General features: G+C 55.1%; 19 protein-coding genes and 1 pseudogene. 15 read left to right on the top strand and 5 right to left on the bottom strand.

Annotated elements, in window-relative coordinates:
- Positions 1-9 precede the first annotated feature (9 nt).
- From bcp to Q0063_RS06385, 4 genes and pseudogenes are all read left to right on the top strand, one after another.
- Positions 10-472, top strand: a pseudogene (bcp, locus tag Q0063_RS06400) (thioredoxin-dependent thiol peroxidase).
- 67 nt (positions 473-539) lie between these two features.
- A complete protein-coding gene (locus tag Q0063_RS06395) occupies positions 540-1,064 on the top strand; it encodes an NUDIX domain-containing protein (RefSeq protein WP_297871143.1) in 525 nt (174 codons plus the stop codon).
- 287 nt (positions 1,065-1,351) lie between these two features.
- Positions 1,352-2,218 carry a YhcG family protein gene (locus Q0063_RS06390; protein WP_367180343.1) on the top strand — a complete coding sequence of 289 codons (867 nt, stop codon included), beginning with the start codon at positions 1,352-1,354 and terminating at the stop codon, positions 2,216-2,218.
- 184 nt (positions 2,219-2,402) lie between these two features.
- On the top strand, positions 2,403-3,248 hold the full coding sequence (locus tag Q0063_RS06385; protein ID WP_297871142.1) for a restriction endonuclease: 846 nt from the start codon (positions 2,403-2,405) through the stop codon (positions 3,246-3,248).
- 37 nt (positions 3,249-3,285) lie between these two features.
- On the opposite strand, the gene Q0063_RS06380 is transcribed toward Q0063_RS06385, so the two are convergent.
- Positions 3,286-3,492, bottom strand: a complete 207-nt coding sequence (locus Q0063_RS06380; RefSeq protein ID WP_297871141.1) for a DUF5348 domain-containing protein — start codon at positions 3,490-3,492, stop codon at positions 3,286-3,288.
- Between the two features lie 27 nt (positions 3,493-3,519).
- Between Q0063_RS06380 and Q0063_RS06375 the strand changes: the two genes are divergently transcribed.
- The 10 genes from Q0063_RS06375 (at position 3,520) to Q0063_RS06330 (ending at position 17,858) form a co-directional block, all read left to right on the top strand.
- Positions 3,520-4,917, top strand: coding sequence for a Wadjet anti-phage system protein JetA family protein (locus Q0063_RS06375; RefSeq protein ID WP_297871140.1), 1,398 nt, complete (start codon positions 3,520-3,522; stop codon positions 4,915-4,917).
- Positions 4,914-5,543 (top strand): DUF4194 domain-containing protein, encoded by a 630-nt coding sequence (locus Q0063_RS06370; protein WP_297871139.1) that lies wholly within the window; start codon positions 4,914-4,916, stop codon positions 5,541-5,543. The genes Q0063_RS06375 and Q0063_RS06370 overlap by 4 nt, the downstream gene beginning before the upstream one ends.
- The gene (locus tag Q0063_RS06365) at positions 5,512-8,877 is read left to right on the top strand and encodes an ATP-binding protein (protein WP_297871138.1); all 3,366 of its coding nucleotides are present in this window, start codon (positions 5,512-5,514) and stop codon (positions 8,875-8,877) included. Before Q0063_RS06370 ends, Q0063_RS06365 begins: the two co-directional genes overlap by 32 nt.
- Complete coding sequence (locus Q0063_RS06360; protein ID WP_297871137.1) at positions 8,877-10,115, top strand: Wadjet anti-phage system protein JetD domain-containing protein; 1,239 nt, start codon at positions 8,877-8,879, stop codon at positions 10,113-10,115. The genes Q0063_RS06365 and Q0063_RS06360 overlap by 1 nt, the downstream gene beginning before the upstream one ends.
- A gap of 39 nt (positions 10,116-10,154) precedes the next feature.
- Complete coding sequence (locus Q0063_RS06355; RefSeq protein ID WP_367180341.1) at positions 10,155-10,379, top strand: nucleoside triphosphate pyrophosphohydrolase; 225 nt, start codon at positions 10,155-10,157, stop codon at positions 10,377-10,379.
- A gap of 106 nt (positions 10,380-10,485) precedes the next feature.
- Positions 10,486-12,717, top strand: a complete 2,232-nt coding sequence (locus tag Q0063_RS06350) for a DEAD/DEAH box helicase (protein WP_297871136.1) — start codon at positions 10,486-10,488, stop codon at positions 12,715-12,717.
- Between the two features lie 343 nt (positions 12,718-13,060).
- Entirely contained in the window at positions 13,061-13,732 is a 672-nt protein-coding gene (locus tag Q0063_RS06345) for a hypothetical protein (protein ID WP_297871135.1), read from the top strand.
- A gap of 551 nt (positions 13,733-14,283) precedes the next feature.
- Entirely contained in the window at positions 14,284-14,544 is a 261-nt protein-coding gene (locus tag Q0063_RS06340; protein ID WP_297871134.1) for a hypothetical protein, read from the top strand.
- A 121-nt stretch (positions 14,545-14,665) separates the two neighbouring features.
- Positions 14,666-15,682: a virulence RhuM family protein gene (locus tag Q0063_RS06335; protein ID WP_297871133.1), complete on the top strand. Its 1,017-nt coding sequence runs from the start codon at positions 14,666-14,668 to the stop codon at positions 15,680-15,682.
- Positions 15,675-17,858, top strand: a complete 2,184-nt coding sequence (locus Q0063_RS06330) for a stage V sporulation T C-terminal domain-containing protein (RefSeq protein ID WP_297871132.1) — start codon at positions 15,675-15,677, stop codon at positions 17,856-17,858. The genes Q0063_RS06335 and Q0063_RS06330 overlap by 8 nt, the downstream gene beginning before the upstream one ends.
- A 60-nt stretch (positions 17,859-17,918) precedes the next feature.
- Here Q0063_RS06330 and Q0063_RS06325 read toward each other — a convergent pair whose 3' ends face one another.
- Positions 17,919-18,524 carry a metallophosphoesterase gene (locus Q0063_RS06325; RefSeq protein ID WP_297871131.1) on the bottom strand — a complete coding sequence of 202 codons (606 nt, stop codon included), beginning with the start codon at positions 18,522-18,524 and terminating at the stop codon, positions 17,919-17,921.
- Positions 18,521-20,479, bottom strand: a complete 1,959-nt coding sequence (locus Q0063_RS06320; RefSeq protein ID WP_297871130.1) for a BMP family ABC transporter substrate-binding protein — start codon at positions 20,477-20,479, stop codon at positions 18,521-18,523. The genes Q0063_RS06325 and Q0063_RS06320 overlap by 4 nt, the downstream gene beginning before the upstream one ends.
- Before the next feature lie 467 nt (positions 20,480-20,946).
- Between Q0063_RS06320 and Q0063_RS06315 the strand changes: the two genes are divergently transcribed.
- Positions 20,947-22,134 carry an ABC transporter ATP-binding protein gene (locus tag Q0063_RS06315; protein WP_297871129.1) on the top strand — a complete coding sequence of 396 codons (1,188 nt, stop codon included), beginning with the start codon at positions 20,947-20,949 and terminating at the stop codon, positions 22,132-22,134.
- Between the two features lie 312 nt (positions 22,135-22,446).
- Here the strand turns inward: Q0063_RS06315 and Q0063_RS06310 are convergent, their stop codons facing one another.
- Both Q0063_RS06310 and htpG read right to left on the bottom strand, forming a co-directional pair.
- Complete coding sequence (locus Q0063_RS06310) at positions 22,447-22,716, bottom strand: TIGR04076 family protein (RefSeq protein ID WP_297871158.1); 270 nt, start codon at positions 22,714-22,716, stop codon at positions 22,447-22,449.
- An 86-nt stretch (positions 22,717-22,802) separates the two neighbouring features.
- Positions 22,803-24,686 (bottom strand): molecular chaperone HtpG, encoded by a 1,884-nt coding sequence (htpG, locus tag Q0063_RS06305; protein WP_297871128.1) that lies wholly within the window; start codon positions 24,684-24,686, stop codon positions 22,803-22,805.
- Positions 24,687-24,850: the final 164 nt, after the last annotated feature.

The following is a 24,850-nucleotide window of genomic DNA, read 5'->3' as shown; positions in this document are numbered from 1 at the left end:
AAACATAATATGTTGGATATTGGAACCAAAGCCCCGGAGTTTACCTTGCCAGACAAGGACGGCCATCCCGTGTCTCTGTCTGACTTCGGTGGAAAGACGGTTGTGCTGTACTTTTATCCTCGGGACAACACACCAGGCTGTACCCGTCAGGCCTGCGCCTTTGCGGGGCCTTTGAGGAGTTCAAGAAAATCGATGCAGTGGTGATCGGCATCAGTAAGGACTCCGTGGCCTCCCACCAGAAATTCGCGGAGAAACATAGCCTGCCGTTTATCCTGCTCTCCGACCCGGAGTTGACCGCCATCCAGGCCTACGGTGTATGGCAGGAGAAAAAAATTACAGCAAGGTGAGTATGGGCGTGGTGCGCTCCTCATTTATCATTGATGAAAACGGCGTGGTTGAGAAGGTTATGCCCAAGGTCAAGTCGGACACCAACGCGGCGGAGGTCTTGGCATATCTCAAAGAGAGCAAATAAGTAAAACGACCTCCCACATAAAACTGCGGGGGGTCTGCTTTTAGGTCTTGTCCTTGAGAAATATGTGATGCTCATTTTCGAACAAATCGGGTTGGAAATGGTAGCCCAGCTGGTCAAAGGCCTGAATTTCGACGGCATTTGTGATGTTATTCTCCGCCAGCCAGCGCACCATTGCCCTCGAGCCATTTTGCACGATGTGCATGAATCAAGACCTCCAGTGTACACTTCCCGCAATGGGAAATTTGTGGGTGGCAAGGTGGAGCCGGGAGAGACAAAGAAACAGGCTCTCATTCGGGAGTTCCAGGAAGAATTGGCCGTCACTATCTCGGTTGGCAACGTGTTCATGGAGGTGGACCACGATTACCCGGACCTGAATATACACCTGACACTGTTGACACTGTTCAATACTGCAATTTCGGAGGGTATCCCCCAGATGCTGGAGCACCACGACATCCGCTGGATCACGCTAGAGGCTGTTTTAAAACCGTCAAAACGCCGTTTTGTGGTATCTTATTCCGCCAGGACTGCGTTGATTGGACTTGAAATCCGTCAGGATTCCCGCATCCAATCGCCTTATCTGACGATTGGATAGCCGTTGGCGGCTCTGCCGCCTTACGGATATCACATGCTTATTGGGTAAAAAATTTGCCCCCATCCGGCATTCCGCTCGTTTTAAAACAGCCTCTAGAGGAAATTCCGCAGTATGAATTTTGTCCGGCGGATGAGGCGATTTTGAAGAAACTGAGGATGCACTCTATGAACAACTTGACAAAACGAGAGAACGCGCCGGGTGTCCCGCAGTAGGAGGATACCTACCGCTCCATCCGTGACTATGTGATCGAGGCACAGCGGCAGGTCTACACAACCGTCAACACCGCAATGGTGACGGCATACTGGAAAATCGGCAAGTCGATTTCTGATGCCTGCAGGGAGAATGACCGAGCGGCCTACGGCAAACAGGTGCTGCAATACATCTCCAAGCGGATGACGAAGGAGTTCGGAAAAGGATTTGATCTAAGCAATCTACACAATATGCGTCGGTTCTATCTCACATTTCCAATTCAGGACGCACTGCGTCCCGAATTGAGCTGGACGCATTACCGCTCTCTGATGAAGGTACCCGATGCCAAAGCGCGGGCTTTCTATCTGGAGGAGTGTACAAAATCCGGCTGGACTTCCTACCAACTGGAGCGGCAAATTAACACCATGTTCTACCAGCGCCTCTTGGCCAGCCGGGACAAGGAGAGCGTGGCGGAGGAGATTCAGACCACCGAGCCCAAGCCCGAGTATGAGCAAATCATCAAGGACACCTATGTATTGGAGTTCCTGGACCTCCCGGCTAACGAGCATTTCTATGAGTCCAGTTTGGAACAGGCTCTCATCGACCATTTACAAAAATTTCTCCTGGAGCTGGGCTGCGGGTTCTCCTTCGTGGTGCGGCAGAAGCATTTCAATGTGGACGAGCAGCATTTCTACATTGGCTTGGTGTTCTATAACTATATCCTAAATTGCTTCGTGCTGATCGACCTGAAAACGGGTTTCCTCACCCATCAGGATATCGGCCAGATGCAGATATATGTGAACTACTACACCCGGTACCAGATAAACGAGGGGGACAACCCACCGGTAGGACTGCTCCTGTGCGCACAGAAAAGCGACACGTTGGTACAGCTGATTTTGCCGGAGGATAACCAGCAGATTTATGCCGCGAAGTATATACCTATCTGCCCACAGAGGAAGAACTGAAACGAGAGCTGAAGTTGGAGGAGTTTGAGAAGCTGGAAAACAAGTAAAACATAGAGCGGTAAGGTCTGGCGGTCTTCCAGTAAGCAGGCCCTAAAGGTTGAAATCTAACGATTTGTAGCGTATAATATGAAAATATGCCCGTTTGTGTTGGTCGCAGTTTATGAAGCGTTAGGAGAATGCTGTTATGGCGAATAAAAAAACAGTGCCAAGATATGGAGAACTTATCACAGCAACATATACTGCCCTGAAAGATTTGGGCGGTTCGGGAAAAAATGAGGAGATTAACGAGAAAGTGGCAGGACTTCTTTCAATTTCAGATGAAGTACTGGAAATTCCACATCTTAGCAGTAGCAGTTTGAGCGAAGTAAACTATAGATTGGCGTGGGCACGGACACTGCTGAAAAAGCATGGGGCGATTACCAACAGCGCACGAGGCGTATGGTCCATCACATCGGAATTTTCCGATGTGGCTGCTGTCGATGGAAATGCTATTGCGAAGAACCGCCGCAAAAATAGTACTTCTTCCCAAAATGCCGCGATAAATGATGATCTTGAAAACATACCGGAAGAAGTGCGCCCTTGGCGAGAGAAGTTACATAAAGTTTTGACTGATATGAATCCATATGCATTTGAACGGTTGACACAAAGAGTGCTACGCGAATCTGGGTTTACCCAAGTGGAGGTTACCAAAAATTCCGGAGACGGAGGGATTGATGGGACAGGTAAACTTAGGATCAATGGAATATTTAGCTTTAATATTGCATTTCAGTGCAAGCGATATCAAGGTGTGGTTAGTTCTGGTGATATCCGGGACTTTAGAGGCTCACTGACAACCAACATTGAAAAGGCTGTTTTTATTACAACAGGTTCATTTTCTAAACCGGCGATTGAGGAGGCATCTTCTCCGGGTAAGCAGCAGATTGATCTGATTGACGGCGAAGAATTTATCAACAAACTGGCTGAGTATGGCATTGGAGTTAAGGAAGTAAAAGATTACGAGATAGACGAAGAATTCTTTACAAAACTATAACATGATCTGAATGTGACATTTTATTTGGTGGCTCCATCTAAATTATGACCTGTTTCCCATAAATAATTTTTTGGTATGCCTGATTGTGAACGAATATCCAATCGTCTTTATATTCCAGCCGGACATCAATCCATTTTCCGTCATTATATCGGAAGCAATCGCCGCAGTGCAGCCCGCCGTATAGCGTTCCGTTTTCCAGTACGATATCTGGACGGTCTCCATTTAAGATTATAATTCCAAACATAAGACAACTCCTTTAGGGGGATCAGATATGAAATTGTTTGACGCGGTTCCCAATGAGCTTTTTTCTGTCCTGGCTTCTCCTAACCGGAGTTTGTATGCAGACGCACTGGATGTCCTCTATGAGTCGTATCAGGAAAATCTAAAGATTCCGGAAGAGACGTTATACTCCATGCTGCGTGGCAAACTGGAACAGCAACTGGCGGAGGCAACCTTTGAGGGGGAAGATATTGACGAGGAAGAGCTGCGTGATGTCTCCGGTCGTGCCAGATTTCTGATTCGGAAGCTGGACAGCAAGGGATGGCTGGAGAAACAGCGGGGAGAGGATTTTGATGAATATATCACCGTTCCGGGGTACAGCAGCCGGCTGCTGGAGTTGTTTCACCTGCTGCAGGACGACAGTCCCATGTGGGGCTACTCTTACGTCTTTGGCACATATTCTACATTGAAGGTGGCCAGCGAGGGAAGCAGCGTCTATGACAAGATGGCGGCGGTTTACAGCGCCTATGATAACACGCAGTCGCTAATTAAATTGTTGCAAATGGTCTACCACAACGTAAAGCACTTTTTCCAGCGGCAAATCAATATGCAGAATGTCAACGTGATTCTTGCCTCCCACTTTGATGATTTTGGACAGAAGGTGGTAGAGGCATACATTCGCCCTTTAAAAATCAAGGATTCTGTTCCAAAATACCGGGTTCCAATCCAAACCATCCTGTCCGGCTGGTTGGAGGATGACGCCCTGCTGACCGCCATGTCCAACGCCGCCCTTCAGGACAGACGCGGGAGTGATCTGAACGCCTGTCGGAGCGACCTGCTGCGCAAAATCTTTTGGGTCAAGGAGCGATACGACAACATTGAACATGAATTCCTGGATGAAATTGACCAGCAGGTCCGGCGGTACACCCGGGCAACCACACAAAAAATCGAGAACCTGACCAACCGGGATCACAATGTCCGGGGCAATCTGAACTATTTGCTGACCGCACTGTCCAGAAACCGAAGGGCCTCCGAGCTGGTGGAGCAGATCCAGCCCGCCTTTCAGCTGTACGAGCAGTCTTTCCTTTCGGAAAAAAGCGTCTGGTACCGGAAGCGTCCAGGCAAGCGGACTAAGGCGGCTCCGGTACTGATCCAAGAGGACAGAATCGACCCGGAGATGGCCAGGCAGGCCCAACAGCTACTGCGTTCGGAATATGGCAGGAGTGCGATAGCTGCCTATGTGGAGCAGTGGCTGGGGGCGGCCGGGGTGTGCTATTCGGAGGACTTGGATCTGAAGGACGACAAGGCGTACATCATGAGCCTGCTCGCCGTGTTGACCGGCGACGACAGGTTTTCCACCTACACAGTCCATGAGATGGAAGGAGTTTACTCGGAGAACGGATATTCTATCCCCCGGCTTCAAATCAAACGCAGGGAGGAAAAGACATGAATGTGGACTGGATCAATGGAGCGACACAGAAAGAGTTGGATCAGTTTAAATCTGTCTGCAACCAGCTGCTTAGCCGGACGTATCTTGTGAAAACCCTGTGCAGGGCTGACAAAGTCCGGGTCAATAATCCGGACTATCTCTTCCTGTCCAGCCACTATGCGGAGGTGCGGGAATATCTGGCGCTGTTGGACTGGGACCTGCGCAAGGACGATTTCAATGGCTATTTCTATGTCGTTAACACGGATGAGGCTAACCGCTGTCAATTGGATAAAGATCAGACTGCCATTTTGCTTGCGATCCGTATGATATATGATGAAAATCAGGAGCGCCTGGGTTTGGAGCACGACGCGATCTGCACCGTGAGAGACCTGCTGGAAAAGGTGGTAACGGATTACGCAATCCTTTCGGCACGGCCCAACATGAAAGATGTGAAGCGGGCGCTGACCCTGCTGGACAACCACTGTGTGATTCAACGGATTGAGGGAAAATACAGCCAGGGAAGCTGTAAGTTTGCGATTTTGCCCACGGTATTGTCGGTGGTATCCAGTGAGAAGCTGGACGCGGTGGTGTCGGTGCTGAGAAAGGAGGAGGACAGTGAAGAAGCTGAAGAAGATATTGCTGATTAACTGGCTCTATTTCTCAAAGCAGCTGATCGAGGTGGAGGATATCAATTTCCTGACCGGAAAAAACGGTGCGGGAAAATCCACCGTGATCGATGCGCTGCAGATTGTTCTTCTGGGTGAGATGAACGCCAGGAATTTCAACCAGGCCGCCAATGAAAAGTCCCAGCGGACCTTGGACGGATACCTGCGGGCCGACATGGACAGCAATTCCCCCTATTCCAGGCGGGGCAAAGATTTCTCCAGCTATATCGCCTGTGAATTTTGGGATGAAGAGAAGGGTAGCGCCTTTGTGACCGGGATCGTCTTTGACTGCCGTAGCGACGGGAGTCGGCAGGAGCGCTTTTTTATTTACGACGGCACCATTCCGGAGGGCTGTTTCCTGGAGGGACAGGAGGCCATGGACATTCCCAGCCTTCGGGTATATTTGAAGCAGCAGTATAGCCTGCGTCAAAAGCTGTACGACAGCCACAAGGAGTACCGTACCGATATGCTGGCAAAGTGGAACGTCCACAACGAGCAGGTCAGCCGGATGCTGAAAAAAGCGGTGTCTTTCCGTCCCATTGCAGATATTCAAAAGTTTATCACGGAGAACATCTGCGACATTCCAGATAAGCCGGACATCGAAGCCATGCAACAAAATATCCGGGACTACAAACGCCATGAACAACTTGCCCAGCGGCAGGAGGAGAAATTAAAGAGGCTCCATGAGATCAGCCGCCTCTATGGAGAGATGCAGTCCGCTATCGACCGCTGGAACCAACAGACCTTTTTGGTTTTGTGGGCACATAAGGAGGACCTGGAGGGCAGAATCGCCCATTACGAGGCGGAGAAACAGGACTGCGAGGCAGGGGCCAAAAAAGCTACCGCCGAATTTGCTGGCGTTTCCGAGGAGATTGACAGAAAACGGAGACGTCAGGATGAGCTGAAAGCGGCCTGTGTTCAAAGCAGCGTTGCCCAGGAGGAAAACCGTCTGCGCGGCGACAAAGACCGGCTCCAGCGAGAGCAGGCAAGCCTTCTATCTCAGCTCCGGAGTACAGCGTTGGAAATCCGGCGGGAAGCAGATTTGCTGTGCGGCCTGTGCCAAAAGATCTCGGAGTGGAAGGAAGTTCAGCCGCTGCGCCCTGTGATTCAAATGTCTGTTGAGCTGCAAAGAACCTATGCGAAGTTTCTGAACTGTGGCGAACAGATTTTTGTAAAACCGGCCACCTTATTTGAACAGGCACAGGAGACCTCTGCGGAGTTTATGAACGTTGTTCGGAACACTTCTTTTGAAATTGAGAACATCCTTTCCCATCTCCAGGCGGAACAAGATCAGCGAAACGCTGATTTAGCCAATCTGCGCAAAAACATCAAGGATTATCCCAGGGGGTTGACGCAGCTCCGGGACAGGCTCTCTGCGGAGCTGGACCGGCAGTGCGGACAGGATGTCCAAATCGATATTCTAGCCGATGTTCTGGAAATCCCGGAGATGGAGGAACCTTGGAGAGGCGCGGTAGAGGGCTATTTGAATGCGCAGAAATTTTATCTGCTGGTCCCTCCGAAACACTATCAGCGCGCGCTTGCCTTTTACAATCAAATCAAGCAAGACTACGGCGGTCATTCCTTCGGTTTAGTAGACATTGCCAAGCTGCAAGAAAAAGAACACATCGTTCCCCAGGACGGCAGTCTTGCCAGGAAAATTGAAACAGGGAATGATTTGGCACGCACTTATATCGACTATCTCCTGGGCCGTGTGGTGTGCTGTTCCCATGTTAGCGAGCTCCGGAAACATCGGACGGCTATTACCGCAGATGGAATGCTTTATCAGGGCTATGTTGTCCGCCCGCTTCGGAAAGATCTTATGGCAAATGCCTTCATTGGCCGCCGAGCGGTGGCCCTGCGCATCAGCAGACTGGAGGTGGAGTGGAAAGCGGCCAAGGAGGAAATCGACGCTTGGCTTCCGATTGCGGCGCAACTGAAGAAGCAAGGGGAGCGAGATGTGCTCTTCAACCGTTTTTTTGTGCAAAGCACCGTGGAGCAGCGAAGGGCTGATTACCAGCAGGGATTAGAAATCACAAAAGAACTGGAGCGGCTGGAAACGGAGCTGTCCGGTCTGGACCTGTTCTGGCTGGAAGAACAACGCCGACAAATTAACCTGCTGGAACGGGAAATTGGAATCTTGGAAAAGCAAAAACAGGACTGTACCGGAGAGGAAGCGCGCTTGAGAGAACGTATCCGCAGACTGGAATATGAGGAGCTGCCAAACCTGTACCAACAACTGAACGCAAGAGAGGATGATCTGAGGGAGCAGTTTACACAAGACTTTGTGGATAACATAGGCCGCCCCCGCTATCAGCAGGAGTTCACCCGGCTGAAACGAGCCTCCGCTGTGGCTAAGAATTTCGGTGACCGCCTGGTGCAGACTCAAAATGAACAGCGTATCTCTCAGCAGAAGCTGTTTCAGGCCCGGGCCGACTATGTCAGTGCGTTTCAACCCTGTTCATTCCGGACAGACGCGATGACCAACGACGAATTTGAACAGGAACAAAAGTTTTTGGAGGAGAGCGAACTGCCAAAGTATCGGGAAAAAATCAAGGCTGCCCGGGAGAGCGCCATGGAGCAGTTCCAGAACGACTTTTTGGCAAAATTAAAATCCAGTATCGAACAGGTGCAGGACCAGGTAAAGAGCCTGAACAAAGCACTGAAACAGACGCAATTTGGCACAGACCGATATCAATTCCGGGCGGATCGGAGTCCTGACTATGCGGAGTACTACGATATGATTATGTCTCCGGAGCTGATGGAGGGGGAGGGAGGTTTGTTCGCCATGCCCTTCCAGCAAAAGTACGGGCCCTTGATTGAGGAGCTGTTTGGCCGTCTGGCCATGTCTGACGACACACAGCTCAACGCCAGAAAACAGAGCGAGCTCCAGCAGAATATTGAGCGGTACACCGATTTCCGCACCTATTTGAAATTTGACCTAGAGACTACCGACCAAAACGGTTCCAAACAGCTGCTGTCCCAGACACTGAACACAAAATCCGGCGGTGAAACCCAGACCCCCTTTTATATCGCTGTGCTGGCTTCCTTCGCCCAACTCTACCAAGTGAATAACCTCTCGCCGCTAGCCAGCAACACAGTCCGGCTGGTAGTGTTTGATGAAGCGTTCAATAAAATGGACAGTGACCGTATCATTGAAAGCGTGCGTCTTCTCCGGAAGATGGGCTTGCAGGCGATTATCTGTACTCCGCCGGACAAACTTCCTGACATTATGCCCCTGGCGGATAAAACGCTTCTGGTTTTAAAGGAAAAGTACCAAATGCACGTCATGCCTTGGCGGAAGGAGATGGGCTGTTGATGGAACAGGGGATTATCCTCACCCGCCTGCTGGATAAGTACGAAAAAAGCAAGCATCTGCTGGAGCCGGGGAGCTCCAACAGGCGAGTTATGCTGCGCATCGAAAAGAAAGAACTGCCGGAATACAAGTATGAGACAGCCAGCATCCGGGATGCCTTCAATCAGGCTGCGCAGGAATTAGAACAGAAGCAGTTGATTTCGGCTGAATGGCTGAAAGGGCGGCCCGTCCTTTCGGTGGTTATCCTTAATTTAGATCAAGTAGAGCGCTGCTACCAAATGACCGGCAGGACACATCCCAGACGGCAGGTAGAGATCGTGGAACAGATGGTACAAAGCGCTTTAGACGGGGTAGAAACGGCCTGGATTGCCGCCTGGCGGGATAATATATGCGCAAATGCAAATGACGCATGTACAGTTCCGGGTTATTGCAGAAAAGATACCGGCTTTCTGGTTGATCTGCTGTCCGCGCTGGTACAATATGACTTCCTGCACGGAGAACCCATCACCATGCGGGCGTTCAGCAGCAAGTGCTACCATAACAGCAAAACCTTCGAGCGGGAGGTTCGTGATACGTTTCTTCGTATCGCCGAAAAATTTCACCCGGGGTTGGCAGAAGCCTGTGAACACACGGATATGGGGCTCCGGGATAAGCTGGCTTATCTCGGGATCTATGCCCGCCCGGAGCTTTATGAGCTTTCCGGCAACTGCGCCTTTACGATGCCGGCAGGAACGGTAAATGTCGGTGCAACGTATCCTTACGGAATAGCCCTGCCCAGTACAGCGGTAGACTCTATCACAAAAATTGATCTCAGCGATGTCCAAAGTATTATATTTATTGAAAATAAGACAAATTATGATGAATATTTACTCTCTGAATTGAAACCGGATACCCTGGCTGTGTATCATGGCGGTTTCCTTAGTCCCCAGAAAAGAAAATTGTTTTCAAAAATTCGGGATGCAGTATCCAAAGGTACGCAAACCTTTTTTTGGGCAGATATTGATTTGGGTGGTTTTCAGATGTATGCTCATTTGCAGGAGATTTTTCCGGGTGTTCAGCCAATGCGAATGTCTGGAGAAGATGTTGCGGAGTATTCCCACAATGGGTTAAAGAGACCAGTAAAGTATCTGAGGCAGTTGGAACAAGTACTGGCAGAGGGGACATATCCTATATTTGAGAGTGCAATCTGTGAAATACTGAACCGTGGTGTTACCATTGAGCAGGAGAGCTTTTTGTCCTGATTGCCCAATATAGATGACTCGTTTTGAGGTAATTCTACTATGAAAGCCAAAACCTATCATAAGTTAGTCCGCGACCGCATTCCAGAGATCATTTTGGCTGATGGCAAGACCTGTGTGACAGAAATTCTGCCTAGTGAGCAATATCTGGAGACGCTGGACGCCAAGCTGAACGAGGAACTGGCCGAGTACCAGGAGAGCAAATCCCTGGATGAGCTGGCCGACCTGCTGGAGGTTCTGCGGGCCGTCGTCCGGGCCAGGGGCTAGACGTGGAAAGAACTGGAGCAGGTCCGGCAGGAGAAGGCCGCCAAACGGGGCGGCTTTGAGAAGAAGATACTTCTAAAAGAAGTCCTGGAGAAATGAGGTGACTGCCATGCCCGTTCCCCGCTCCGCCTCCGGCAGCAGGGCCGAAGACCTTTTCATCGAACTGTTCAGCGAGGCCTTCGGCGCCGAGAAGGCCGGATACCTCTATTCCCAATATCACTTTTACGACGTCTACCAGAACAGCCGCTATGCCGACTTCGTTCTGGAAAACAACGACCGCCGAGTGGCCATTGAAATCGACGATGAGGGCTCCCACCACAAAAGTCTGGTGGCCTCCGGCAAGTTCTACGATGACCTGCTGAAGCAGAACAGCATGATCTACATGGGCTGGGACGTATACCGCTGGGCGGTGCGGCAGATGCAGCTCCAGCCGGAGTTGATAAAGGACGAACTCCGGCTCTTCCTGGGCAGCCGTCCCCGGCTTCAGGAAATTGAGGACTACCTGCCCACCCAACGTGGCCGGGCACTGGACGCTCTGAAGTTTATGCGAAGCCGCGGGGAAACCATCGCCCTGCTCTGCCACGCTACGGGGACCGGCAAGACCGTGACGGCGGTGCTGGACGCCAAGCGCCTGGGCGGCAGGACGCTGTTCCTGGCCCACACCCAGGAGCTGGTGGAGCAGGCGGCGGAGACATTCCGGGCCTTATGGCCCAAGGCGGCGGTAGGCCGCTATCTGGAGGCCGTCAAGGAGCCGGAGGCCCACATCGTCTGCGGCAGCGTGCAGAGCGTGGCCCTGCATCTGGACCGTTTCAAGGATGATGAATTTGATTACCTTATCATTGACGAGGCCCACCATGCGGCGGCAGATACCTACCAAAAGGTCCTGGCGTTCTTCAAGCCCGCCTTTACCCTGGGCCTGACTGCCACGCCGGAGCGGAATGATGACAGGAGCATCCTGGATATCTTTAAAAACACCGCACACCGGCTGGACATCCAGACCGCCGTGGAGCTGGGAGAGCTGGTGCCGGTGCGGTGCATCCGCATCCACACCAACATCGACCTGACCAAGGTGCGGTTCAACAGCGTCCGCTACAACATCCGGGACCTGGAAACCAAAATCTATGTGCCGGGGCGGAACCGTCTGATCGTGGATACCTGGATCCAATATGTCCAGGGGCGGCGGACGGTGGTGTTCTGTGCCTCAGTCTGGCACGCAGAGGAGATTGCCTCTCTGTTTCGGGAGGCTGGAGTCCCCGCCGCTGCAGTGTCCGGCGGCATGAAACGCTCGGAACGAGAGGAGTTCCAGGACAAATTCATCCAACGGGAGATCCTGGTGCTCTGTGCCTGCGACCTGCTGAACGAGGGCTGGGACTGCCCGGAAATCGAAGCGCTGTTCATGGCCCGGCCTACGATGTCCCGGGTGCTGTATACCCAGCAGCTGGGCCGGGGAATGCGGCTTTACGAGGGCAAGGAGAGCCTGATGGTCTTTGACTTCGTGGACAACGCCAGCCAGTACAATATGCCCATGTCTCTGCACCGCCTGTTTAAGCTGCGGAAATACCGGGCGGGGGAGTTAGTTCTCTCGCCCTGGGACAAACGAGCGGCGGAGAACGCCCTCTATGATCGCCGGGAGAAGCCCACCGCCCTACTGGACTGGCCCATCGGCGCCACAGACTACGAGCTGGTGGACGTGTTCAACTGGCAGGAAGAAGCGGAGGGCATGATCTCCCAGATGGAGTTTGTCCGCCGGGTGGACGTGCAGGCGGAGACCATCGAGCGCTACGTCCGGGAGGGCAAGCTGGTCCCGGATCTGGCGGTGCCCATGAGCGAGCATCGGGTTTTCAAATATTTCAAGGAGGAAACCCTGGAGAAGTACGCAAAAGAATACGGCTGGACACTGATCGACGACTCCAACCGGAAGGGCCTGTTTCTGGACATGGTTCGGAAAATGGATATGAGCTACTCTTACAAGCCAGTCTTAATCAAGGCGGTTCTGCGGTACGCCGACGAAAAGGGCCGAGTAAAGCTGTCGGACATCGCGGACTATTTCCGGTCCTACTATGAGGGACGGCGGGCCGCCGGACTGACCGTGGAAAAGGCAAACAGCATCTTTGCCAAGGGCGGATACACCAACAGCGAGGCCCAGCGGAATGTCCTGGCCAACCCCTTCAAGCGGTTTGAGGACATGCAGATGCTTCGGCACACCCGGACTTTGGGAATTGTCCAAGTGGACGAGTCTGTGTGGAAACGGCTGAGCGGGGAAGAAAAAGCGGAGATCGAGCAAATCTGCGAGGAGAAGTTGGAGGCGTATTATCAGAGACTGGAAAAATCAAGAACATAATGAGGTTGACAAATTTTTCCGCAGACGCTATACTCAACACTACAGCAACATAATTGGAAATGATTGTCTTACTCAGTTTTATTCTAGCAGGCTTTCTCGAAAGAGATCGGATTTTAATAACAGGTTTATGCTGTACCCCAGGCACGTCTGTGCCTGGGGTACAGGTGCATGACTGTCCAATCAGATACTTTTCGGGGAAGTTTGCCATGACTTCAGTTTGAACGGGCAAGCCAGGGAAAGCACACGGCACAGCGCCAAGCAAGGTTGCCTGCCAGGAACCGGATTGGGTAGAACGGCAAATCCCCGGCAAATGCTCACAAATCAAACTGAAAGGAATGGTGATTTGAGAAACACAGAAACCGAATACACAAGCAGCCAGCGGACGCCCGTCGTCCTGCCGGAGATGGAACAACTGCTCCCGCTTCTCAGCGTGGAGCAGTTTTCTTCGTTGGAGCGGGATATTCTGGAAAACGGCTGTTATGCGCCCATTGTCGTCAATGAGGAGCTGGTCATCGTCGACGGATACAACCGCTTTCAAATCTGCGAAAAACATAGCCTGCCGTTCAGGATGCTGGTATTTTCCTTCTATGATTTGCTGGAGGCGAAGCAATGGGCATTGGGGACCCAGCGGGGACGGCGGAATCTTTCCCTTTGGGAGCTAGGGCAGATCGCATTGAAGCTGAAACCAGAGCTGGAGACAGCAGCCAAAGTCCGTCAGAGCCGCCGGACAGACCTTTTGGTGAATTCATCAGAAGATCACACGCCGGTGGATACCCGAAAAGAGATGGCCCAGGCCGTCGGAATCAGGGAACAGACCATGGGCCGGATCGCGCGGTTGTCTGAGGAAGCGCCTCAGGCTCTAAAGGACGCTTTGGAGCGGAAGGAAGTGTCTGTCAATCGGGGCTGGAAGATTCCTAAAGGCCGTCCAGCAGCTGCCGACAGAGGAGCGGGAAACCGCTGCGGCCGAAATGATTGCGGCTGTGCGGGAGATCGACCGGATCGACGCCGAGACTGACCGGCGAGGGAAAGTCGCCTCCCTGTTTTGTAAGGCTTACGAGAGAGCGGTCTTGCTGACGCCCACCTCGGAAAACATTCGTTGCTGGATAGAGGGCATTCGCATGAGACCGACGGAAATCGAGGACGCTGCGAGGGAGCCCTATGAGCTGGTGCAGGTATTTCAAACCATTGGGCATGTCCTGAGGCATGAGTTTTTGCCCTGTCAGAAGGAAAAATTGGATACAGAATCAGAAAATCAGGGTGTTGCATGATGCACCTGATTTTCTCATATTGAGCGGAAAAGCGTCAAGAGGGTGTCACATATTGACATCCTCTTTTTGGGAGGCCACGATCCTAAACAAGGACACAAGCGCCCCAGCGGGCACGTATACAGGAATTTTAATCATTCTTACTGGTGAAATCTAATCGGCCAAACTGTCACGAAAGGAGGCACCAGCCATCGACAAGCAGATTCACCCGCCCTTTTTCTGAATATTTCAGCGCATAAAAGCCGTTGGAAAAGAAGAAAATACTTCCAAATATTCACAGAGAAAGGACGGGATACCCCAGTTGGAAATCAATACCCATCGAGAAAGCAAGCTGGTGGACATCTGGCTCTCACACGAGGACCAGTCCAGCCAGGATGTACAAGAGCGCCTGCAAAATATATACCGCAGGTTCGCAGAGGAAAAATATACCGTGGCGGTGTTCTATTCCGGTCGGCAGGACCTGGCCGAGGAGACGGGCGCCCTGCTTCGCTATAACCGCCGCCGTTCCGCCGAACAGGCTGTCCAGCGGGAGAAAGCCCGGAAGCGGCAGGTATCCCGGTGAGGAATGCCGGACAGCACAAAACTGTTCGGCGATTCCAGTTGCGTTTTCCCACGGGCTGTGATACAATATTATCTGTAATTTAAATCAGAAATGCAGTTCAAATTGATATGGAGGAAATCGCATGGGAAAAGAACTTTTACAGAGTGGAGAAATTCTACTCTACAACAACGATAGCGAAAAAGAATTCGTCAGCGTGGTGTTTCAGGACGAGACCTTTTGGCTGTCGCAAAAGGGAATGGCGGAGTTGTTTGAGACCTCAAAGCAAAATATCAGCCTTCATCTGAAAAACTGCTTTGATGAGGAAGAACTGGACAAGGAGGCAGTTGTCAAGGATTTCTTGACGACTGCCTCAGATGGAAAAAATTACAAAACGCAACACTATAACCTGGATGCCATCATCGCCGTGGGCTACCGGGTCAACTCCAAGAAGGCCACCCGGTTTCGCCAGTGGGCCACGAAAACCCTGAAAGAATACATCACCAAGGGCTTTGTTCTCAACGACGAGCTGATGAAAAACGGCCGCCCCTTCGGCAGGGACTATTTTGACGAGCTACTGGAGCGCATCCGGGAAATTCGGGCCAGCGAGCGGCGGGCCTATCAGAAAATCGCGGACGTGTTTGAGCAGTGCAGCTACGACTATGACAAAAACAGCGACACCACCCGGGCATTCTACGCCTTCGTTCAGAACAAGCTCCACTTCGCCGTCACCGGTAAAACGGCGGCGGAGCTGATCTCTGAGCGGGCAACCCTGGACAGCCCTACCATGGGCCTGACAACCTGGAAAGGCGCGCCGGATGGAAAAATACTGAAAAGCGACGCACTGGTTGCCAAAAACTACCTGAACGAAAAAGAACTCTCCCGCCTCAACCGCCTGGTGACCATGTTCATCGACTACGCCGAGCTCATGGCGGAGGACGAGGTCCCCATGTCCATGAAGGACTGGCTGGCGGAGACGGACCGCTTTCTTGCCAACAACCGTCGGAAAGTCCTGGAGGATAAGGGACATATCTCCCGGGAGGCGGCGGAGAAGAAGGTCGGCGACATCTATGCGGAGTTCCGCAAAAGGCAGGACGCCGACTACATCTCGGAGTTTGACCGCCAGACAGCGAAATACCTGAAGGGTGAGACCAATGATTGAACGCTTTGACATCGCCGGCTACTGCCGCATCTCCGTGGACGAGGAGCTGGACCGGGACAACACCTCCATCGAAAACCAGAAGGCCATCATCCAGGACTTCGTGAGGCAGAAATTCCCCGACTCCACACTGACCTTCTTCGAGGACCGGGACAAGTCCGGCTACACCTTCGACCAGCGGCCCGGCTACCAGACCCTGCGCCGGGAGCTGATGGACCACCGAAAGGACATCCTCATTATCAAGGACTTCTCCCGCTTCTCCCGCCGGAACTCCCGGGGCCTGGTGGAGCTGGAGGACCTGCGGGACGCAGGCGTCCGCATCATCTCCATCGGGGACAATATCGACTTTCCCAACGACGACGACTGGCTGAAAATTCAGTTCCAGTTTCTCATCAATGAGATGCCCGTCACCGACACCAGCAAAAAGGTGAAATCTGTCATCAAGCGACGTCAGCAGGATGGCAAGTGGCTCTGTGCCGCCCCCTATGGCTACATCATCAGCCCCCGGCAGGAGTTTGAGATTGTCCCCACCGAGGCGGAGATCGTCCGGGAGATTTTCCGGCTCTACATCGACGGCTGGGGCTACAAAAAGATTGCCAACTATCTTACCGACCAGGGCGTCCCTACCCCCCGCATGGCGGAGCGGGACAGGAAGGAGGCCGCCGGAGAGGAGTATAAACGGACCGTCAAGCCCACCTGGGCCATCGTGACCGTTCAGGGTATCATCGACAATGACTTCTACATCGGCACCCTCCGGCAGGGGAAGTACACCCGGAAAAAAATCAACGGCAGGGACGTGAAGCGGGACCAGCTGGACCACATCGTCATCGAGCGCCATCACCAGCCCATCATCGACTACCGGACCTTTGCCACAGCCCGGGCCCTGCGGGAAAGCCGCTCCACTGCCCATTACCGGGGGCAGAAGAAGTACGACAATGTCTACTCCGGCTTTCTGGAGTGCGGCGACTGCGGCTCCCCCATGTTCGCCATGAGCCGCCGGGACATCAAGGACGCCTACCGCTGCGGGGAGTACCACAAGCGGGGGCTGAAGGGCTGCACCAGCCATCACATCCGGGTGGACAAGCTGGATGAGCTGCTGAAGCTTTACGTGCGGAAGATCAAAGACAACTCCGCCGCCATGCTGGACCGGCTCAACGCGGACCTGGCCCGGGAGGCGGAGGACGTGGCCGAGACCGAACAGAGCGCCGCCAATCTGGAAGCGGTGCTGGCGGACCTTCAGGAGGAGCTGAAAGCCACAAAGCGCCAGCGCATCCGGGACATCATGAAGCACCCGGACCGGGAGGAGGTTCTGGAGGAAACCTATGATGAGCTGGAGAGCGACCTCCTCCGCCGCATCGAGGGCATCCAAAACCAGATTGCCATGACGGTGGACAAACGGAACACCATCATCCAAGTGAACCGGACAGCAAAAACGGCGTTGGAGGTCTTCGACGGCATCCTGGCCAAGCCCAAGCTGGACCGGAACGATCTCCAGCTCATCATTCAGAAAATCCGGGTGTTCGAGGACCACATTGAAGTCCTGCTGAAAAGTGACATCGACGCTCTGCTCCGCTCCGACGAATGGGAGGACAGCGGTCCCGCCATCGCCGCCCTGGCCCCCGCCTCCATTCCCCTGGAAGCACCAAAATCCCCCTATGAAGTCCAAATCACCCAGGAGAGCGACCACCGCCGGGGAAAAATTTTCACTGTCAAAGTTATCAGCAACGGCGACCCCCTGGAGATTTACACCAGCCGGGACGGCGAGGTCATTTTCAAAAAATATTCCCTGCTGGGGGGCGTGGAGGACTTCGCCGGACAGCTCTGTGAGACAATGAGCCGCTCCACCGGCTCCATCTGCGCCGTAACGGACCGGGACACAGTCATCTCCGTAGCCGGAGGCGGCAAGCGGGAACTGATGGGCAAGCGGATTACACCGGAGCTGGAGCAGGTCATGGAGAGCCGCCGCATCTATCAATACGCCGGTGACGGAGACCCCATTCCCGTCACCGACGGAAGCGACAAGCTGATGACCAATGTGGCCGCCCCCATTCTTTCCGAGGGGGACCTGCTGGGCCTGGTCCTCTTTGTGGGCACCACCCCCGGCATCGCCACCGGCGACGCGGAATACAAGCTGGCCCAGACCATAGCCGCTTTTTTGGGGCGGCATATGGAGTCCTGACGGACAGATGAAGCGTGGAAGCTCCAGGCGCCTTTGCGGCCTGGAGCTTCCTTTTTCTGATCAGGGCTTGTCCTCCGGAATGTCCAGAACATAGCGCTCATAGGCGTTGATGATGGTGGTCTCCCCCCGTTGGTGAATCCGCTCCATCTGCGCGCCGTAGTTCATATGAACATGGCCGTGAATCAGATACCGGGGCCGGTAGCGGTCCAGCAGAGGGAGAAGAGCGGCGAAGCCCCTGTGGGCGTAGTCCTCCCCGTCCCCATAGCCCTGGGCCGGGGCATGGGTGAGGACGATATCCACTCCACCGGCCCGGCGGAGCTGAAACCACAGCCGCCGGATCCGCCGGGCCATTTGCTGTTCCGTGTACTGGTGGGGGCCTCCGCTGTACAGCGGGCTTCCCCCCAGGCCCAGAATGCGAAGCCCCCTGACGGTGACCAGGCGGTCCTCGATGCAGTCACAGCCCTCTGGGGGACGGCTGGCATAGCCCTTGTCGTGATTGCCGTGGACATAGAGCAGGGGGGCCCGGCCCATGGTGACGAGAAAGGAGAGATAGTTGGAATTCAGGTCTCCGCAGGAGAGCATCAGGCCGTATTCAGACAGGCGGCCCGGCTGGTAGAAGTCCCAGAGATAGGAACTTTCCTTGTCAGAAAGCAGCAGGAGCTTCACAGAATGGTCCCTTCTTTCTCCGGCGGAATACGGTCCCGGTCCAGGCCCTGGAGGCGCACAAGATTTTGCGCGAAGGGCAGAAGGTCCTCAAAGGCGGGGATGGACCCCTCCACGCAGTCGCAGAGCCAGTTCATATGCAGAATCTCCTCCGGGGTGAACCAGCGGCTGCCGTCGCTTTGCAGTGTTCCATCCTGGGAGCGGATGGGCCGCTGGAAGGGATGGATGGCTCCCGCTGCCAGACCCCGGTAGAGAATCTCGGCCAGCTGCCTGGCCCCTGCGGGCAGGTCCTCCCGCAGCAGGACGCCGATGACCTGACTGCCCATGCCCCACCAGTAGTTTACCGCCCGGCCCGCATTCTGGGCGCTGAGGGCGTCCCAGCCGCCGCTGAGGATGCTGCGGACCAGCTTCACATAAAAGTTGCCCCAATGCCAGTAGGGCGAGGCCAGGGAGAGAAAGCGTCCCCCCTCCAGGGCCTGGCACAGGCCCCAGGGCTCCCGGGTCCGGTCGGGGGTGGGGATGTCCCGGTTGGAGATCAGCTCCGTGCCCTCCCGGGCCAGCGTTTCCATGGCATGCTCTTCCATGCAGGACCAGCGCAGGCGGACGCGGGCCCGGGGATTGGTGAGCCGGGCCCCCAGGGCGAAGGCGTTGATGCTGGCGGGAACGCCGAAAATGGGGCTGCTGGCCACATAGCCGATCCGTCCGCTGGGGCACATGGCGCCCGCAATGGCCCCGGTGATGAATTTTCCCTCATAGATGCGGCTGTAGTAGGTCCGGACTCCGGTGTAGGGCATGGAGACGGAGCAGTTCAGAATGCGGAGACCGGGATACTTGGCCGCCGCCTTCCGGCACACGCCGATGAGGGGCGGCGTGGTGGTAATCAGCACCTGCGCCCCGTTTTCTACAGCCCGGTCGATGGCCTCCTCAGCCGCCGCGCCGCTTTGGATTCCGTTGAAGACCTGCACCGTCACCAGGTCCTCCATCACCGTCTCCAGATACTGCCGGCCCAGGTCATGGGCCCGGGCCCAGTCGCTTTCCTCCGGCCGGTGTTCGTTGAGAAAGGCCACATTCAGCCGCTTGGGCTTGAAGAGGCGGCCCAGCAGGCCCGGCTCCCCGGCGGGCTCCGCCACCTCCTCCGTGGCAACGGAGATGGGCTGTTCGGTGCCCAGAACCTTTACGTCCTGCCAGACCGCGCTGAGGGTTTTCACCAGCTCGGCGGCGGGGGTGGTGCGGAGGTCCTCAAAATCGTAGATTTTCAGCCAGACCAGCAGGGCGTCCGCCACGGTGATGGGCAGGCTCTCGCCTCCCAGCTTTCGGAAGGCGTCCTGAAAATAGGTGAACCCGGCGGTAAAGTGCTGGCGCTCATCCTCGGTCCAGACGTGGTCCGGCTCAAAGCCCAGGGCCGCCTGAAGCTTTGCAAAGCTCCCCGCCCGGCTGAAGGACACCCGGTAAAGCCTCGTCAGCTTATAGGACTCCATGAATTCGTAATAAGCCAAAATTTCCGGGTCCTGAGACCAGACGGGAATCATCCGGACCACATAGCCGGGAATGGTGGGAGCGCCGTAGCTTTTCAGAACGCTGACCCGCTTGTTGCCCTCCTGAACGTAGAAGCGGCCCAGGTACTCATAACAGCGGATGGGGTCCCGGATGCCCTCGTCTCCCAGGTGGTCTGCGCAGAGGGAAATCCACTTGGCGGCGAATTCCGAATCCGTCTCCATCAGCGGCATGAAGTTGGCCGCGAAGGCGGAGCGGCGGCCCTGGGTCTTGGTGCCGGCGATGTGGTCCGTGGGTATCTCGATAACGCCCAGGTCCACCTGACCTGCCGTCACCGCTCCCTCCAGAATTTCATCCAGAACCTGGGGATAGGGGTAGTGCCCGTGGAGCACACAGTCCTTATAGCATCTGCGGCCCAGCTTCAGGGCTCTGAGGTACTGTTCGGTGGATTCCTGTCTGGACATACGGCCTCCTTGCTGCGGGGCGGTTCCCGCTGACAGCCGATAACCGGCGCTTTTCCGAAGCGCTTTTCGGCGGATTGTGTCATCATGATTATAGACTATATCGGCATCTCACGTCTCATACATAAATAACAAAAACAGAGCAAAATATTTTTGGGGAAAAGCACAGATTTTGTTTGCTTTCCACGGGGCTTTCTTGTATACTTATATAAGCGGCGCAGAAAAGCGGCGCGGAGAGAGGACGGCCCCCTTCGCAGACGGCTTCCCCTCTTCCCGGGCTTGCTTCGGCGCGCGAAAACCATGGGCTGCCGGGCTGCTCCACTCACACAGCCCCCAGCACCGAAAAGAAGGAGGAACACCCCGCTACGGCTTGCGGTGCGGCAGTGTGGAGACCTGCCGTAAAGTCCCCGGGGCACGCTCCCCGCGGACAAGGTGCTCCGGCGGAGGCCGGTTCATCAAAGCCGGTGTGTATGGCAACACTGAGCCTGAAGAACATTGTGAAAATCTACCCCCACAGCGGAGACCAGAAAAAAGCGAAAAAGAAAAAAGGCGATCCCGAGAAGAAAATCAATCTCCAGGTGACGGAAAAGGGCGTCATCGCGGTGCAGCAGTTCTCTCTGGACATCGCCGACAAGGAATTCATCGTGCTGGTGGGTCCCTCCGGCTGCGGAAAGTCCACTACCCTGCGGATGGTGGCCGGTCTGGAGGAGATTTCCGAAGGCGAGCTGTACATCGACGATAAGCTCATGAACGACGTGGAACCCAAGGATCGGGACATCGCCATGGTCTTCCAGAGCTACGCCCTGTATCCTCACATGACTGTCTATGAGAACATGGCCTTCCCCCTGACCCTGCGGAAGGTCCCCAAGAACGAGATTGACCGCCGGGTGAAGGAGGCCGCCGAGATTCTGGACATCACCCAGTATCTGGACCGGAAGCCCAAGGCTCTGTCCGGCGGCCAGCGCCAGCGCGTCGCCATTGGCCGGGCCATCGTCCGGGAGCCCAAGGTGCTGCTGATGGACGAGCCCCTGTCCAACCTGGACGCCAAGCTCCGCAACCAGATGCGGGCCGAGATCATCAAGCTCCGGCAGAAAATCGACACCACCTTCATGTATGTCACCCACGACCAGACCGAGGCCATGACCCTGGGCGACCGGATTGTTATCATGAAGGACGGCTTCATCCAGCAGATCGGCACCCCTCAGGAGGTCTTCGACCATCCCGCCAACCTCTTCGTGGCCGGCTTCATCGGCACGCCGCAGATGAACTACTTCGACGCGAAGCTGGAGAAGGACGGCAGAACGTATGCGGTCTCTGTGGGCGGCATGAAGGTGGAGCTCTCCGGGGAAAAGCAGAAGAAGCTGGCGGCGAAGAACGTTCAGCCCCAGTCTGTCACCCTGGGCGTCCGGCCCAGCCACATCACCCTGAGCGACGGGGCGGACGTGCTGCGGGCCAAGGTGGACGTGTCCGAGATGATGGGCAGCGAGGTCCATCTCCACGCCAACGCCATGGGCCGGGACGTGGTCATCATTGTGCCCACCATGGACCTGAACGGAAACCACAAGGAGACCTTTGCCCAGGGCGCCGAGGTGAAGTTCACCTTTGCCGGCAGCGTCTGCCATCTCTTTGACGGCGAGGGCAAAAATCTGGAGGCCTGAGAGCCTGTTTAAAATCTCCCCGCGCACGTCTTGACAGTGTATTTTCCGCCCTGACTGCGTTAAAAATCCTTGCCATCCGTCAGGATGCCTGCGGATTTTTGCCTTGCAGGACAAAAAATCCCCTCGCCAATACGCACACGTTGAGATATTAAACAGGCTCTGAAAGGGCCGTTCTCCGGTACATCAGAAATCAGGGCCCTTCCCGGTGCTTCGGGAAGGGCCCTTTTGCGTGCCCCGCAGGCGCTGGCCGTGGGACTTATTCATACAGTTGGTAAAGTTGAAAACCGGCAAACTGCCGGTTTTCAACTTTATTCAATAGTCAATCCGCTCAATCCTGAAGATGACGGGCCGCGTGCCGTCGGAACAGCAGGCAATCATGGTGTTTTCGGCGCTCATCCAGCCCTTCATGATGGAACCGCCCTGGAGGCCGGTGTAAATATAGCGGGAGATTGCGTCCCACGCCTCCGAACAGAAGGGCATTTTGGGCCCGCCTGCTACGGCGTCCGGGTCGCCGGTGGTTTTCACCAGCGTATTCAGTCCCATGTGCCAGAAACCGTCCCGCTCATCGTCACGGTAAAAGATGAATTCGCCGCCGGGGTTGTAGCAGGGCAGGCGCCGGCATGGGGGTCGGCGCAGTACTGCCGCTGAAGCTCCGGATGGTTCTGCCCTCAGTTCATCAGACCGCAGACCAGGTCGGTATAGCCGGAGGGGTCCTCCAGGGGCAGTCCGGCAATCAGAAGGGCCTGGTTGTAGAGAAGAACAGCGTAGGTCTTCGCCTTGCCGGGGTCCGCCTCCACGGCGGCCTCCAGAGCCAGGAAGGCCGGGTGTTCTACGTTCAGCTCCAGGATGCGCTCCGCCTGGAAGGCGGCGTCGGGCTGGACGGCCTGGAAATACTTTTCCATTTCAAAGCTCAGGCCCTCCCCGGCGGTGAGGCAGACCGGATGGGACTTCAGGCGGGCGCTGGCCTTGACCTCCTTGACGGCGTCGCCCAGGGCCTCCTTCACAAAATCGAAAACCGCCTTGTGGGTCTCCGCGGCCTCCTCGGCCTTTTTCTCTGCGCCCTCCTCAATCTCCTGGTCCAGCACGGAGCGGAGCTCCTTGTCCTTGTAGGTCCGGAGCGTCTGGGCGCAGAACTCGTCCACCTCCTCGGTGAAATAGAGGATTTCCGTGCCCGCGTCCCTGAGCCCCTCGGTCTGGGGCAGCTTGTCGATCTTGTCCGCCGTTTCGCCGGCGGCGTAGTAAATATACGGCTGGTCCTCCTTCATCCGAGAGACGTATTCATCCAGGGTGACGGGCTTTTTCTCCGTGGAGGAGTAGAACAGCAGCAGGTCCTGCAGCAGGTCCTTGTGCCGCCCGTACTCGTTTACAACGCCGTATTTCAGCTGCCGGCCGAAGTTTTTCCAGAATTTCTCATAGGCCTCCCGGTCCTCGGCCAGCATTTTGGCCAGGTCCGCCCGGATCTGTTTCTCCAGATTTTTGGCAATGATTTTCAGCTGCCGGTCATGCTGGAGCAGCTCCCGGGAGATGTTCAGGCTCAGGTCCGGGGAATCCACCACGCCCCGGACGAAACGGAAGTGCTCCGGCAGCAGGTCGGCGCACTTGTCCATGATGAGCACGCCGTTGGAATAGAGCTGGAGTCCCTTTTCAAACTCCTTGGTGTAGTAGTCGAAGGGGGTGGCGCCGGGGACAAAGAGCAGGGCCTTGTAGGTGACGGTGCCCTCCACGTCGACGGGGATGCAGCGCTGGGGGTCGGCGTAGTCATGGAACTTGTCCCGGTAGAATTTGCTGTATTCCTCCGCCGTGACCTCGTTTTTGGGCCGCTGCCAGATGGGGACCATGGAGTTCAGGGTTTCCACCTCCGTATAGGTCTCATATTCCGGCTTGTCCTCGGGGCTGTCCTCCTTTTTCCGGGTCTTGCTGACCTCCATGCGGATGGGGAAGCGGATATAGTCGGAGTATTTCCGGACCAGCTCCTGAAGCTTCCAGTTTTCCAGGAATTCGCCGTATTGCTCGTCCTCCGTATTGGCCTTGATGTGCATGATGATATCGGTGCCCGCGGTTTCTTTATCGCACGGGGTGACGGTGTAGCCGTCGGCTCCGGCGGACTGCCACATCCAGGCGTCCTCGGCCCCGTACTTCTTTGTCACCACGGTGATATGGTCGGAGACCATAAACGCGGAGTAGAAGCCCACGCCGAACTGGCCGATGACGTCGGTGTCCCTGGCGTCGCTCCCCAGCTCCTGTTTGAATTTGTAGGACCCGGAGGAGGCGATGACGCCCAGGTTGCTCTCCAGGTCGGCCTTGTCCATGCCGATGCCGTTGTCGGAGACGGTCAGGGTCCGGGCGTCCTTGTCCACGGTAATCTCAATCTTGAAATCCTTCCGGTCCAGGCCCACCGCCGGGTCCGTCAGCGCCTGGTAGCAGAGCTTGTCGCAGGCGTCGCTGGCGTTGGAGATGATCTCCCGGAGGAAAATCTCCTTGTGGGTGTAGATGGAGTTAATCATGAGATCCAAAAGACGCTTGGACTCCGCTTTGAACTGCTTTTTTGCCATAACTGGAAACCACATCCTTTTTTGTTTTTTTGACAACACTAAAATATAGCACGGGCGTCCCTAAAAATAAATGACTATTTTGTAAATTTCCGTTTAAAACAGTTGTCTCTCCCGGCCCTTGCGAGTAGAATAGAGACAGATCACTCACACGGGGCAAAGGAGAT

It is taken from the genome of uncultured Oscillibacter sp. (assembly GCF_947654275.1).
Lineage (GTDB): Bacteria > Bacillota > Clostridia > Oscillospirales > Oscillospiraceae > Oscillibacter.
Note: the sequence above shows the minus strand (reverse complement) of the source record. Positions and strands in the feature narration are given on the sequence as shown.